Annotated in this window: 12 protein-coding genes; 2 read left to right on the top strand and 10 right to left on the bottom strand. The window is 50.9% G+C overall.

Annotated features, from left to right (window positions below; translation table 11 throughout):
- Positions 1-108: 108 nt before the first annotated feature.
- Together EBB_RS05050 and EBB_RS05045 are read right to left on the bottom strand one after the other, a co-directional pair.
- Positions 109-1,980 carry a peptidase domain-containing ABC transporter gene (locus tag EBB_RS05050; protein ID WP_229427536.1) on the bottom strand — a complete coding sequence of 624 codons (1,872 nt, stop codon included), beginning with the start codon at positions 1,978-1,980 and terminating at the stop codon, positions 109-111.
- A 662-nt stretch (positions 1,981-2,642) separates the two neighbouring features.
- A complete protein-coding gene (locus tag EBB_RS05045; protein ID WP_192392745.1) occupies positions 2,643-3,782 on the bottom strand; it encodes a hypothetical protein in 1,140 nt (379 codons plus the stop codon).
- Between the two features lie 533 nt (positions 3,783-4,315).
- Here EBB_RS05045 and EBB_RS05040 point away from each other — a divergent pair.
- Entirely contained in the window at positions 4,316-5,662 is a 1,347-nt protein-coding gene (locus tag EBB_RS05040) for an IS5 family transposase (protein ID WP_225587194.1), read from the top strand.
- Here the strand turns inward: EBB_RS05040 and EBB_RS05035 are convergent.
- Positions 5,648-6,034 (bottom strand): hypothetical protein, encoded by a 387-nt coding sequence (locus EBB_RS05035; protein ID WP_192392744.1) that lies wholly within the window; start codon positions 6,032-6,034, stop codon positions 5,648-5,650. The genes EBB_RS05040 and EBB_RS05035 overlap by 15 nt on opposite strands.
- Positions 6,035-6,384: 350 nt before the next feature.
- Here EBB_RS05035 and EBB_RS05030 point away from each other — a divergent pair, with 350 nt between their 5' ends.
- Entirely contained in the window at positions 6,385-7,731 is a 1,347-nt protein-coding gene (locus EBB_RS05030) for an IS5 family transposase (RefSeq protein WP_225587194.1), read from the top strand.
- Between the two features lie 162 nt (positions 7,732-7,893).
- Here EBB_RS05030 and EBB_RS05025 read toward each other — a convergent pair whose 3' ends face one another.
- The 7 genes from EBB_RS05025 to EBB_RS04995 are packed head-to-tail and all read right to left on the bottom strand — an operon-like array spanning position 7,894 to position 13,956.
- On the bottom strand, positions 7,894-8,253 hold the full coding sequence (locus EBB_RS05025; protein WP_192392743.1) for a (2Fe-2S) ferredoxin domain-containing protein: 360 nt from the start codon (positions 8,251-8,253) through the stop codon (positions 7,894-7,896).
- The gene (cobJ, locus tag EBB_RS05020; RefSeq protein ID WP_192392742.1) at positions 8,246-9,625 is read right to left on the bottom strand and encodes a precorrin-3B C(17)-methyltransferase; all 1,380 of its coding nucleotides are present in this window, start codon (positions 9,623-9,625) and stop codon (positions 8,246-8,248) included. Before cobJ ends, EBB_RS05025 begins: the two co-directional genes overlap by 8 nt.
- The gene (locus tag EBB_RS05015) at positions 9,622-10,023 is read right to left on the bottom strand and encodes a cobalamin biosynthesis protein (protein WP_192392741.1); all 402 of its coding nucleotides are present in this window, start codon (positions 10,021-10,023) and stop codon (positions 9,622-9,624) included. Before EBB_RS05015 ends, cobJ begins: the two co-directional genes overlap by 4 nt.
- Entirely contained in the window at positions 10,023-10,769 is a 747-nt protein-coding gene (locus EBB_RS05010) for a cobalamin biosynthesis central domain-containing protein (RefSeq protein ID WP_192392740.1), read from the bottom strand. The genes EBB_RS05015 and EBB_RS05010 overlap by 1 nt, the downstream gene beginning before the upstream one ends.
- Positions 10,766-11,560 carry a precorrin-2 C(20)-methyltransferase gene (gene cobI, locus EBB_RS05005; RefSeq protein WP_225587245.1) on the bottom strand — a complete coding sequence of 265 codons (795 nt, stop codon included), beginning with the start codon at positions 11,558-11,560 and terminating at the stop codon, positions 10,766-10,768. Before cobI ends, EBB_RS05010 begins: the two co-directional genes overlap by 4 nt.
- Complete coding sequence (gene cbiE / locus EBB_RS05000) at positions 11,550-12,863, bottom strand: precorrin-6y C5,15-methyltransferase (decarboxylating) subunit CbiE (RefSeq protein ID WP_225587244.1); 1,314 nt, start codon at positions 12,861-12,863, stop codon at positions 11,550-11,552. Before cbiE ends, cobI begins: the two co-directional genes overlap by 11 nt.
- The gene (locus EBB_RS04995; RefSeq protein ID WP_223146799.1) at positions 12,856-13,956 is read right to left on the bottom strand and encodes a cobalt-precorrin-5B (C(1))-methyltransferase; all 1,101 of its coding nucleotides are present in this window, start codon (positions 13,954-13,956) and stop codon (positions 12,856-12,858) included. The genes cbiE and EBB_RS04995 overlap by 8 nt, the downstream gene beginning before the upstream one ends.
- Positions 13,957-13,963 lie beyond the last annotated feature (7 nt).

Below are 13,963 nucleotides of genomic sequence, written 5' to 3'. Positions count from 1 at the left end.
CTCGCCCTCGATTACTATTCAATACCCTGCCTTAGCAGCCTATCCCGGCCCCGGCCCGTAAAAAACATCAAGCCTTGGCGCGCGGGATAAAAACATATTTTGCAAAAACTATTTCTTGATAGCATCCGCCGCATCCTGCTTTTCATCGGCAACTACCGCTATTTTTTCACCGATACGAACGACGCCATCGAGATGTAAGTTTTTCGGCAATTGATGCGCGATAAACAACATGGTGACCCGACCTTTAAGTTGGTTGATAGTCTTGGCAAAGTGCTCGGCGGTATGGGGATCAAGGTTACTGGTGGCCTCGTCGAAGATCAGAATTTTCGGGCGTTTGAGCAAGGCTCGGGCTATCGCGAGACGTTGCCTCTGGCCGCCGGATAGTCCGCTGCCGCGCTCGCCGATCTCGGTTTGGTAGCCTTTTGGCAAGGCTTCGATTACGCCATGGATTTCTGCCATCCGACAGGCCTGGACGATCTGTTCAAAATTCGCTTGTGGATTGGCTATCAGTAAATTGTCGTAAATGGTCCCTGAAAACAGAATAGTCTCTTGCGGCACTACGCCGAAGTTTCGGCGCAGTTCATTGGCTGCCAGATGACGAATGTCTGCGCCATCAAGTTTGATGCGACCCTCACCAGGCAGGTAAAAACCTTGCAGCAGCTTCGCCAAGGTACTCTTGCCGCTGCCGGATGGCCCCATGATAGCCACTGCCTTACCTGCCGGAATTGTTAAGTCAAAGTCGCGATATAACCATGGCAACTGCTCGTCATAGCGAAAACTCAACGATTGGATTTCGATATTGCCATCACCGTTCCCGGTTCGAGAGGGCGTCAGGGTGTGCGGCTCTGCCGGCATGTCCATTAAGTCGCCCAAGCGTTTAACGGCAATGTGCGCTTGTTGAAATTCCTGGTACAGCCCGACTAATCGCAGGACAGGCTGACTAAGGCGTCCCGCAAACATCTGGAAGGCGACTAGCATGCCAATTGTAAAGCCGTCGTTATTCATTACCAGCAAAGCGCCAACAATGAGGATAGCCAGACTCTGAGTTTGCTCTAGGGTGTTAGCAATGACGTTATAGGTATTAGCTAGTCGTTTGGTTTGGAAACCGGCACCAAGGTAGTCGGCTAAATAGTCACCGTAACGATGTTCCAGAAGCGATTCCATTTGCAGGGATTTGACAGTTTCCATGCCGGAGACGTATTCAGTCAGAAAGGCTTGATTGCGAGCGCCGATCAGAAATTGTTGATTCAATCGGCTACGAAATTGAGGGGTAACGATCAAGCTAAGACCGGTAATGACTAGCAGGAATCCTAGGGATATTAGGGTGAGTTGCCAGCTGTAATAAAACATCACCGCCAAAAATATTACCAAAAATGGTAGGTCGAGTATCAATGTAATCAAGGCACCTGACAGGAACTCTCGAATCGTTTCGACGCCATGCAAGCGAGCCACTAACGTTCCAGTGGAGCGGTGCTGAAAATAGGCCAATGGCAACCGTAGCAAATGGCCAAATACCTGGCTTCCCAATACTGCGTCAATTCGATTTCCGGTATGAATCACTAAATATTGGCGCAACCAAGTCATGATAGCGTTGAACACCGTAAATACACCAAGGCCTATGCCCACGACAGTTAAAGTGCTTAAAGTTTGGTGAACCACGACTTTGTCGATAATCACTTGAGTAAATAATGGCGTGGCTAGACCGATGAGCTGAATAGCGAGCGAGGCCAAAAGCACATCGCGCCAAACTCGTTTGTAGCGTAACAGTTCCGGTATAAACCAACGAAAGCCAAACTTTCCTGATTTCGCCGTTTCATTTTCATGCCCGTCTTCTGATTTAACTTGGGTTGCAGCAAGGGAAACGCATAACACTACAGGTTCGAATTGTTCCGTGAAATCGGCTACCGATAAAGTCTCAGCAACTTCGCTACCGGCTTTAAAAAACAATACGCGCTCATCATCGGCTTTGATGATGAGCACGGGTTCACTTTGTCCTAAATCAGCTGATTGGCTGGCATAAGCTTCTTCTGAAGATGTCGAATCTGCACTATATATTCCAGTGCTTTCTTTCGGATTTGTGGGCTTCTGTTTATAACACGCGATGCCAGGTAAATTTAGTTCCGTAAATTTACAGGAGCGCCCCAGGTGTTTCTCATCAAGCTGAAAGCCAATTGTGATTAGCGCTTGCTGTAAGGTAGTTGTGGTATAGGGTGGAAAGAGTTGCTGTAGTAGTAAATTAGGATCAAACGGCATTCTAAACAACTGGGCTAAGCTGCCCACGAGCCATAACAAATCCATTTGTGTCAGTGTGCCGATTCGCATTGTACTTTCCGATTGGTGTGGTAATTAAATTGAGAAGTATATCTATAACAAAGCTAGCAGTATCGCCACGAAATGACTTTAAAGGAAGACTAGAAGCAATTGGTTGCCATTAAGCTTGGCTTGGCGTAACTCGTTGAGAGGATCTCAAGGGCGAATCGATGCACAAGCTTAAAGGTTAAAATACAGCCTAAAGCTGATATTGCATATTAGCGTCAATGTCAGAAGTGAGTCGCTTAATAGTCAGCTTTCAAATCACTTTAGTCTATTTGACGTACAGTCGAACGAAAAACCTGTAGTAATAATGGAAATTTTCAGATTGACTAATTGATATTGCGCTGAATTAGATCTGTAATCCTGCGTGTCATATCGACTTCAGCTTCATCGCTAAGGCTGTGAGATGACCGATCAAGTATCAGAACTGCATTCTTAGAGTTTGGAATATTCCAGGTTCTTTTTTTTACAGTGCTCTCAAGTAATTCTGAGAAATCCTTGGAAGTTAGCTGTTGAAAATCATATTGACGGACTAGAAGAACCGACATTTTTTCTATATAGTCGAGTTTATTAGATTCACCATTTTCTCTTGATCGACGTTGTGCCTCGAATAAATACATAAACTTCTTGCCTATATTGAATTCAACACAAATAAACTGTCGGCGTATTTTTTTTCCGTAGTCTGTGTATGAGAATTGGCGGTTTATATGCTTAACATCACAAGCAACTTTTGGAAAATATGAATAATTTTCTCCATCACGTGTAAAACCATCTTCAACCTGAATTGTTTTACAAGTCCAGCCTTTTTTACTATTTTTAATTGCATTAATGACTCGCATAAAAAGCGCAAGATCGATAGCAACTTTGGGTGGTGGCTCTGGTGGTGAATCAAGCTCTTGTCCAACAGCGGAGCTTTTTTTATTGGTGCTGCCACCAGTGCTGGTATTGAATAAATGCTCCAAATATTTGCGGCCTTTTGGTTTTGATGTATGTGTGCAGTCTCTAAGTTTTTCATGAACGAGATTTGCATCTTGCAGGCCTCCGAATTCACGACTGGGTAGCTCTGTATTTACTTTTTCAGAGCCAGCTAAGGGAGGCTCATCACTGACGCTATCTCCAAATTTACTGTTGTCGTTAGCGGGGCCTTTAAATACAGTATTGGAGCCTGGAAAAGCCGCTGGTGCATTTTCAGGGGCAGCCTTGCCACCTGGGCAGACTTCGCAGCAATAACTCAAAGTTTTGAAAGGAAAGTTAGCTGAACACGCTAACATGCGATGCACAAGAAAGTAGGGGTCACTGGTTTCGTTGTTAGAGATCCGTCGGCCTATAAGTTTTAGTGTCGTTTTTCCATTGAAAGGAAAGTTTGTCCGAGGATAGCCCTCGTGAGAGCACGCATTAATACGATTAGCCAAAATCGATTTTTGAATTTTGGTTACCGCTTCTAACCCGCGACCATCAGGTTCAAACAATATTCGGCCCAGTATAGGAATGTCATTTTTAGAAAATCCAATGCGATGAACAAAGCGCGCTGACTTGGTTTCTACATCGAATGATGGCTCTTCATGAATCTTGTTAATAATGCGAGAGAAAATATTGGCTGACTGGAAGGAGTCAGAAAAAATATTTTTAGTTAGAAAGGCGGAATTAGTGAAATAGAACCGTATTAACTCAATCTCGTGTATAAATATCTTTGTTCTGGATGAATAATGTTTTTCAGAGCTTTCCTGGGTTTTTAGCGATTTTGCTTTTAAAATGTTCCCAGTAAGAAACTTTGCCCCAGCTTCAGTGCTTGTATTTTTGAATTGCGCGTTAATTAATTTTGATTTTTCACTTAAATTTGCTTTAGAAATAGTTGTTTCATTTTTTGAATTAGTCGCCCCTGAAAAGCCACAAATTCACGGCTAAAGCATTGAAACACAATAAATAATTGAAGAAAAAGACGGGCAATAATTGCAAGAAATTAGTAAAATAGATATTAATTTCTTGCAAATTTTTATCGAAAATGAAGCCAAAATCCCAAGAAAGTAGCGGCCAAATCGATCTATTCAACACACCACTGGCCGACCTGTTGAATCCGAAGCATGAGCTTTACCAACTGGCAAATTTGATCGATTGGAAAGTACTGGATGATGCGTTCGGTGAATTTTTTACCGAGAACCAAGGCGCTCCGGCGTTGCCAACGCGTCTTATTGCCGGGCTTCATTACCTCAAACATGCGTTTGCACGCTCGGACGAAGCGGTCGTGGCACAGTGGCTTGAAAATCCCTATTGGCAATATTTTTGTGGCGAAGAGTATTTCCAACACCAGATACCTTGCCACCCCACGTCACTGACCTATTGGCGAAAACGGATCGGAGAAGAAGGTTGCGAGTGGATGTTATCGGTGACGATCCAGGCTGGCGTAGCCAGCAAGACCGTGAAGAAACAGGATTTTGAATCGGTGACGGTTGATAGCACGGTGCAAGAGAAAGCCATCACGTATCCGACCGATGGAAAATTGTATGAACGCTGTCGCCAGCACATGGTACGTCTGGCTGAGCAGCATGAGATTACACTACGGCAGAACTACAACCGCAAAGCCCCCTATTTGCTGATGATGGCGAACCGGTACAGTCATGCCAAGCAAATGAAGCGCAAACGCAAAATGCTCAAACAGCTCAAAACTTTGGTGGGTCGGGTTTACCGAGATATCGAGCGCCAATTGACGGATCAATCCGATGCAGTCAAATTGGCTTTTAAAGAGACGCTAGAGAAAACCCAACGGATTTTGAACCAACAACCCCAGGATAAAAACAAGCTGTACAGTTTCCACGCCACGGAAGTCGAATGCATTTCCAAAGGCAAAGTCCACAAGAAGTATGAATTCGGCGTCAAAGTGGGCATCACCGTCACCAACAAAAGTAATTTTGTGCTCGGCGCCCGCAGCTTTTCCGGTAATCCCTACGATGGACACACCCTGGAATCGTGTCTGGAACAGGCGGAGATTCTAAGCGGTACACGCGCAAAAGAAGCTTTTGTGGATTTAGGATACCGTGGTGTCGAGGTCCCGAACGTGACCATTTACAAAGCCCGGCAAAAGAGAGGAATAAACACCCGGCGACTCAAACGCGCCCTCAAACGCCGCAATGCCATCGAACCCGTCATCGGGCACCTCAAAAACGACGGATTGCTGGGCCGCAATTACCTGAAAGGCGAACTGGGCGATGCCATGCATGCCATCTTATGCGGTGCTGGCCACAATATCCGTATGATCCTCAGGCAGTTGAGGATTTTTTTGCCTCATTTTTGGAGACCGCCATGTCGGATTTTGGCGCGGCCATTGAGCGCGCCGTTTTTATTGTCGGCCTGAATGCTGGTGTTCGGAAAATATCGGCTTTTTCAGGGACGACGAATTATTGTTTGATGAATCAAACTCAAGCTCAATAATATCAGTATTTCCGCATTCGATAGATGGGTCATGTGTCCCATTTTTATATACTTGACCTATATAAAGCGCCGGTAAATAACCAACGGATATTTGGATACAAACTTGGGAGGAATAATTCCTGGAAATATAATCGTTTGTCGAACCAGTTTTAATGGTTATAGGTGTAAAGTAGCACTCCAGTAAAGGGTTGTCCGGTTCATGTTCATTTGGTGATATTGCTCCAAACCAATCTAGGCAGAGTAACTCTCCAGACCCCTTGAGGTCTTTGAATTTTTTTAGGTCAAGTGTTTTCATCCTTGGTAACTTATTTCCAATAACTTTCCCATTTAAACGCATTAGCGCTGTTAATGCAAAAAGTCTAACGAAATTTAGTTGCCGTATGTAATGCATCCGCCGCGAAACCTTGGAAACGAAGCGATAGCGAGTGAAGGTTGAGTAATCCCTGTAAGTACCTCTCTTCGATTGAGAATACTCGCTTTTCGAAGTGTCCACTATTCGTGGTGGGGATCATTTAGTCGCCCCTGAAAAGCCACAAATTCACGGCTAAAGCATTGAAACACAATAAATAATTGAAGAAAAAGACGGGCAATAATTGCAAGAAATTAGTAAAATAGATATTAATTTCTTGCAAATTTTTATCGAAAATGAAGCCAAAATCCCAAGAAAGTAGCGGCCAAATCGATCTATTCAACACACCACTGGCCGACCTGTTGAATCCGAAGCATGAGCTTTACCAACTGGCAAATTTGATCGATTGGAAAGTACTGGATGATGCGTTCGGTGAATTTTTTACCGAGAACCAAGGCGCTCCGGCGTTGCCAACGCGTCTTATTGCCGGGCTTCATTACCTCAAACATGCGTTTGCACGCTCGGACGAAGCGGTCGTGGCACAGTGGCTTGAAAATCCCTATTGGCAATATTTTTGTGGCGAAGAGTATTTCCAACACCAGATACCTTGCCACCCCACGTCACTGACCTATTGGCGAAAACGGATCGGAGAAGAAGGTTGCGAGTGGATGTTATCGGTGACGATCCAGGCTGGCGTAGCCAGCAAGACCGTGAAGAAACAGGATTTTGAATCGGTGACGGTTGATAGCACGGTGCAAGAGAAAGCCATCACGTATCCGACCGATGGAAAATTGTATGAACGCTGTCGCCAGCACATGGTACGTCTGGCTGAGCAGCATGAGATTACACTACGGCAGAACTACAACCGCAAAGCCCCCTATTTGCTGATGATGGCGAACCGGTACAGTCATGCCAAGCAAATGAAGCGCAAACGCAAAATGCTCAAACAGCTCAAAACTTTGGTGGGTCGGGTTTACCGAGATATCGAGCGCCAATTGACGGATCAATCCGATGCAGTCAAATTGGCTTTTAAAGAGACGCTAGAGAAAACCCAACGGATTTTGAACCAACAACCCCAGGATAAAAACAAGCTGTACAGTTTCCACGCCACGGAAGTCGAATGCATTTCCAAAGGCAAAGTCCACAAGAAGTATGAATTCGGCGTCAAAGTGGGCATCACCGTCACCAACAAAAGTAATTTTGTGCTCGGCGCCCGCAGCTTTTCCGGTAATCCCTACGATGGACACACCCTGGAATCGTGTCTGGAACAGGCGGAGATTCTAAGCGGTACACGCGCAAAAGAAGCTTTTGTGGATTTAGGATACCGTGGTGTCGAGGTCCCGAACGTGACCATTTACAAAGCCCGGCAAAAGAGAGGAATAAACACCCGGCGACTCAAACGCGCCCTCAAACGCCGCAATGCCATCGAACCCGTCATCGGGCACCTCAAAAACGACGGATTGCTGGGCCGCAATTACCTGAAAGGCGAACTGGGCGATGCCATGCATGCCATCTTATGCGGTGCTGGTCACAATATCCGTATGATCCTCAGGCAGTTGAGGATTTTTTTGCCTCATTTTTGGAGACCGCCATGTCGGATTTTGGCGCGGCCATTGAGCGCGCCGTTTTTATTGTCGGCCTGAATGCTGGTGTTCGGAAAATATCGGCTTTTTCAGGGACGACCATTTAGACGCACGGTGGTTTTTCGCATAGCCACAGGGCCGTCCCCAACGGCGAGGCACGGTTGCCCGGAGACATCGACAAACAGTGCTAACGGCGATGAATGCGTTTTATTGGAAAGGGATTCAGCAGTCATTACGACAAACAGGCCCCTGGTGAAAGACAAGATCGCTGACCGGCTCACCGCCCAGCAGATGCTGCTCTATAATACGGTCGAGATTGGTATCGGTGACGTTGTAATACCAAACGCCATCCGGTTGCACGCAGAGGATCGGGCCGGATTTGCAAGTGGCAAAGCAAGATACCCGGCTGCGTTTGACCCGCAACGCGCCCTGATCCAGGCCTACAGCCTTGAATTTGGCGCCCAGACTATCGAACAGAGCTTGCGACTGTCCATCTTGCGCACAACGCGGGCCGGTGCAGACCAGCAAATGGCGTTTGTATTCGCCCATTTTGGGCTTTTCCGGCATGTACGCATCACTCATCGCTGCTTTCCTTTACAGTTTCAACGGTTTGGATAGCCGTCATGACTTGGCCAAATTGGTCGTACGCTATGCGGAAAGCATGCAACGCCGCGTCGTCAAATGTCTCGGCCGATTTCACTAGCAACAGCGAAAACACTACCGCGCCATGACCATCGACAAAATAAACCCCATGCTGTCTGTCGCCCTGGCTTAAAAACCAGCCGCTGGCGATTTTGTTTTTATCGACATGCAAATGACAATGCTCGTTGGTCAGATTCAACCAATCGCCGCGTTGGCTAAAATACTTGGCCTCCAACAATAATTCCGCCACCGCACCTGTCTCGCTGCGCACCACGGCCCGCAATCGCCCCCAGTCCCTGGCGGCATTTAATACGGCATCGACTTGATCAAGGGCTAACCAGCGTGCGGCCAGATCCCCCGCTTCGTCAGCGGGGGACGCGGCAGCGATAGCCGCCAGAACCTCACCTAATGGCCCATCGAAATGCGCTGCTACTTCGCGCGGCGAGGTAACGGGATTTTCGCGCCAATATTGGCGCACGCAAGCATGCCAACCGGTCAATCCCATGCTCAAAGAACTCCCGGCCTGTTCGCCGTTTTTCGTCTCGCCGGTCAGGCTGTCGTATTTGTTGGCGTAACCGCGCGGGGTGATCATCAGGCCTTCGCGCACGAAGGTACTGCTGTTGCCGATCAACACCGTGCAGAGCATGCCGATGTCGCAATCGGCCATCTGCGCCAAGGTCGTCATTTGGATGTCCTGCCGGCGGCGATAACCCGATTTGACAATCGCAACCGGCGTTTCCGGGCGGCGGTGTAACAACAGTATCCGCTGCGCCTCGACAATTTGGCCGGTGCGGCGACCGCTTTTCGGGTTGTACAAGGCCACCACGAAATCCCCGCGCGCCGCTGCTTGCAAGCGCTTGGCGATGGTCGGCCAGGGCGTGAGCAAATCCGACAGCGAAATCGAACAAAAATCATGTGTTAACGGCGCGCCAACCAGTGCAGCACAAGCGTTCAGCGCGGTAGCGCCGGGGATGACTTCCACGGTGATGTCGCTGTCCGGCGTCCAGCCCGCTTGCAGCAGCACTTCGTAAGTCGGTCCGGCCATGCCGTAAACGCCGATGTCGCCGGAAGAAATCAGCGCCACGGTTTTGCCCAGCAAGGCTTGCTCATAAGCCTCGACGCAGCGATCGATTTCTTCGGTCATACCCTTACGAATGATCTCCTTGCCTGCCAACAGCTCCTGTACCAGCTTGATGTAAGTGGAATAGCCAATCACCACTTCCGCCTCGGCGATAGCCTCGCGCGCCCGATAGGTCATATGTGCTTGCGCACCGGGGCCGAAGCCCACCAATAAAATTTTGCCTGCCTTCATATGTTGTTTTCGTTGATACTTGCGATTGAAACCGTGGCGTTCTTGCCGTCCTCGCCCCGGTATTTGTATTTTTCTACTAATAATTCCGCCCTAGGGCCGGCGGCCAATAGAGCCGCCGCCTCGGCCACCGCCGGTGTACCCATGTATTGGCGCACCACTTCCGACGGATTGGGCACCGGCACCTGTGCTAGTCGCTCGGCCGGGTAAAACGTCAGCGGCCAAGCGTTATCGGCAGCCAGTTGCAATATGGCCGCTTCGTCGTTTTTTTTGTCGATGCTGGCGGCACCTGCGACAGCAGATTTGCCCAAGCCTGTCAGTGCCAGCGCTTGCTCGACTGCGGTGTTCAAAGTCATTAACGAGGCATTCCGATCACAACCCAAGCCCAGGATGACGTTCATTATTCCTGCCCTAGTGGCGGTCGGTACACCACCAAACGCTCCGCGAGTTGTTCCCATTGTTCCGGGGTAATCTCCCGCCGGGTCACCCACAACAACGCTTTGTAGCGCGTCAAATCCACGTCTTCGAGACGCTCAAACAAACGAATAGTGGCCGGCAATGGCGTTGGCCGTGTCCACCAGTGTTTTGACCCTGCTTCCTGGATGAAAGCAATCGGTTCTTCGTTGACGACATGCGCAGAAACCCGGGTAATATTGATTTTCGGGGCTTCCACCTGCCAGCCCAGCTCGCGGCCGAGTATATCCACCGGGATAGTCTTGCCGACATCCGACGCCGTGGTCAGCACCGCCTCCGCACCCAACAACGCCGCCAGTTGTTCGGCATAGGCATTGGCGCCGCCGACGTGGCCGGACAACACCGGAATTACGTAGCGCGCGGCATCGTCAACCACCAACACGCCGGGATCTTCGTCTTTGGATTTGAGATGCGGCGCAATCAAACGCACTACCGCGCCCAACGAAATAAACAACACCAATTGATCGTAACGGGCAAACAAACCGCCCATATTGGCGCTTAACGCTCCGGGCAGGATTTCGACCGTGTTTCCGATAGAGGGTAAGCCGGCAGCGAATTTTTCCGATACAGCCAATCGGGCATGAGGTAACTGGTCCGCTAAGCGCAAGGCTTGCGCGACGCCGTGTTTGGTGATCGCCACCAGGGCGATACGGGGTTGGATAAGTAAGTTCATGGCGTCTCAGTTGTGGAGAGGGAGGATTTTTTCCGGCATCCCCGCAGCATTTCGCCGCGCTGGCGATCCGGGTTGCGAACCAGTAGTAAGGATAGATAATTGACTTTTTGGCCGCGCAGTTTTAGCAGATCGCGTTCGATGCGCTCTTCCGGACTACCGGCTTTTTCGATGAGCGCGGCATGAGTCAGCAAGCCGCGCCGTTCCAGCAAGTCCAAAATATCGTCCAGCAAGGGCTTAACCTTCAGCAGTACCAGTGTGTCAAAATCGTTGAGCAGGCGTTCTATCATGGCGATGCCGTAACTGGCCGGGATGATGGCCACGGTTTCATCGGTATCGGCCAGCGGCATCGCTAACCGCGCTGCGGCGGCGGTAAACGACGGCACGCCGGGCATGGTTTCGATGGCGATACCGGCATGCAGCGCGCGCACGGTGCGGGCCAGATGGCCGAAGGTGGAATAAGTAGAGGCGTCGCCTTCCACCAGAAACAGCACATCCTGACCGGCGTGCAAACGGATCAGCACCGCTTCGGCGGCTCGCAGCCAGTAAGCGGCGAGGATTTCCGTGTCATGGGTCATCGGAAAAATCAGTGGGCTGTGGTCGGCTGGCAAGGTCAAGCCGGCATTCAGAGCAATTTGTAAGGCGTAGCTGTCGGCGCCTTTACGGCGGATGGGGTAAGTCCAGTAAATATCCGGGCGTTGCAATAAAGCCCAACTGCGGCGGGTAATTAGCCCCGGATCACCGGGGCCGAGCGAGGCACCGTATAAGCGGCCGGGGGATACGTTAGTCATCATGGTCGTTGAGTATGCTCTTGGCAGGCTGGGCGCAGACCACCCAAATCGGGTTTTCCGCCTGCATGCGGTGCATATCCAGAATCGGCTTGCTGCGCGCGGCTTGCAGTTGCAGCACATCCCATTGCGCGCCTGTTGTTTTCAAGGCTTCGACGGCCGTGCTCAGATTTTCGAGAGTGGCGAAGTTCATCACCAAATGACCGTCGGGTCGCAGGCGTTGCAGACAAAGGGTGATTAGTGCGCGTAATTCGCCGCCGGAACCGCCGATGAATACCGCATCTGGGTCGGGCCAGTTTTCCAGCCCGGCCGGTGCGCGGCCATGCAGCACGGTATAGTTGCTCACTCGCAAACTCGCGCGATTGCTCAGCGCAATCGCCGCGTCATCCGCATTTTTCTCGATAGCGTAGACATGGCCGTGCGGGCACAGCCGTGCCGCTTCCAGCCCAACCGCACCGGAACCGGCGCCGATGTCCCACACGATGCTGTCCGGCAGCAAAGCCATCCGTGCCAACGACACCGCACGCACTTCGCGTTTGGTGATGAGGCCTTTGTCGGGTTTACGTTGCTTAAAACGTTCATCGGGCAAACCAAATAGCGCTTCCCTTATCACCGGTTGCCGGCGGCGTAAAAGGACGATATTGGGATCGGCAAATCTGCCGGCCGCGGCGGCATCGACCTTCAACCAATCGGAAATCTGTTCCTGTGGCTGCAACAGGCATTCCGCCACTGCCATTTCATAGTCATCGGCTAAAGACTCGATCTGCAACATGCGGGCAATGCGGGCAGGGTCGTTTTCGGGGCTGGTGAAGACGGCGGTTAAACCAGATTGCCGTAGCAAATTCAGCAAGGCATATAATCCATGCTTGGGTGTAGCGCCAATCTGCCATTCGCCGGCATCACAGCTGTGCACCGAGCCGATGCGCGCATCCTGCCAGGCCACACCCAGTCGGGCGCAGGCCAATTGCAGCATGCTTAGATTGGGTAGGATTTCGATACTGTCACGGCCAAGTTTGTTAAGCAAAAAACTGGCGATGCCATGACATAGTGGGTCGCCGGTGGCCAGCACCACCACCTGTTTACCGGCTTCGCGGGCTAAAGTGATCCAGTCGGGGAGTTGCGACAGCTTGCCGGTTAAATCGCAGCGTTCGGCATCGGCACTAATGTTAGCGGCGAATAGTGCCAAGGTGCGACTTGCGCCAATCACGACATCGGCAGCTTGTACAAGCGCCAATGTGCTGGGCGTTAAACCCGCCGCGCCGTTGTCCAGTGCGCCGATAATTCGGCAAGGGTTGTTCATCTCAGACATCGCCTGCCACTTCCGCCAGTTTGTTACCGTCAAAATCGCACATCAGCACACGCAAGCGGAATTTGCCGGTGTAGCGCTGGCTCAAGGTGGCGATGACTCGCCGGCCTAACGCCGTATAAAATTCGCCGATCAAACCCAGTTCTTCCATGCGTTCGCTGGCATAGCGAGCCATTTCCGATTGGCTGATCGCGGTGCAAACCGCAGCTGGAGCGCCGATTTCGGCAGCAATTTCCGCCAGCAAGTCGGTATCCACCGCGCTACGATTAGCATGGGTGATGGTCTCGCCCTGGGCAATTTTGGTCAGTTTGCCGACCATGCCGCCGATTACCACTTGTGGCAAGCCGCAGCGCACGACGGTATCCAAAGCGTACTTGAGAAAATCCCCCATCTGCACGAAGCAGGCCGGGGCCAGTTCAGGCAGTTCGCGCATGGTGAATTTTTCCGTGCGACCGCCGGTGGTGAGTACCACACAGTGCTGGCCCTGATTGGCCGCGACTTCGATCCCCTGAATCACGCTGGCCCTAAACGCCGCCGTGGAATAAGGGTGCACGATGCCGGTAGTGCCCAGGATGGAAATACCGCCGATAATGCCTAGCCGGTAATTTAGGGTTTTTTTCGCCAATTCTTCACCGCCGGGTACGGAAATAGTCACTTCCAGCCCAGCCTGTTCGAGCAAGCTGGCGGCAGCCTCGCGCACATTGGCGGCTATATTGCGCCTAGGTACCGGATTAATTGCCGGCCCGCCCACTTCCAAACCCAAACCTTGCATGGTAATGGTGCCGACGCCGGCGCCGCCTTTCAGCAGCACTTCACCCGGCGCATCAGGCAGCAGCCGGACGTGCGCGGTCAGCGCGGCTTTGTCGGTCACATCAGGATCGTCGCCGGCATCTTTGATAACCACCGCCTGCGCGAAATCGTTAGCGCAATGTCCGTTGCTGACTGCGAATGTTATCCGTTGACCGTTGGGCAACTCGCATTCCACGCTGTCAGGTACCGCGCCTTGCAGCAAGCCGAGCGCCGCCGCCCGTGCCGCCGCAGCGGAACAAGCGCCGGTGGTGTAACCTTTGCGGGTGCCTTTCGGCTTTTTTTCCATCAACTCA

Origin of the sequence: Methylomonas fluvii, from assembly GCF_014850975.1 — a bacterium.
GTDB classification, from domain to species: Bacteria; Pseudomonadota; Gammaproteobacteria; order Methylococcales; family Methylomonadaceae; genus Methylomonas; species Methylomonas fluvii.
Note: the sequence above shows the minus strand (reverse complement) of the source record. Positions and strands in the feature narration are given on the sequence as shown.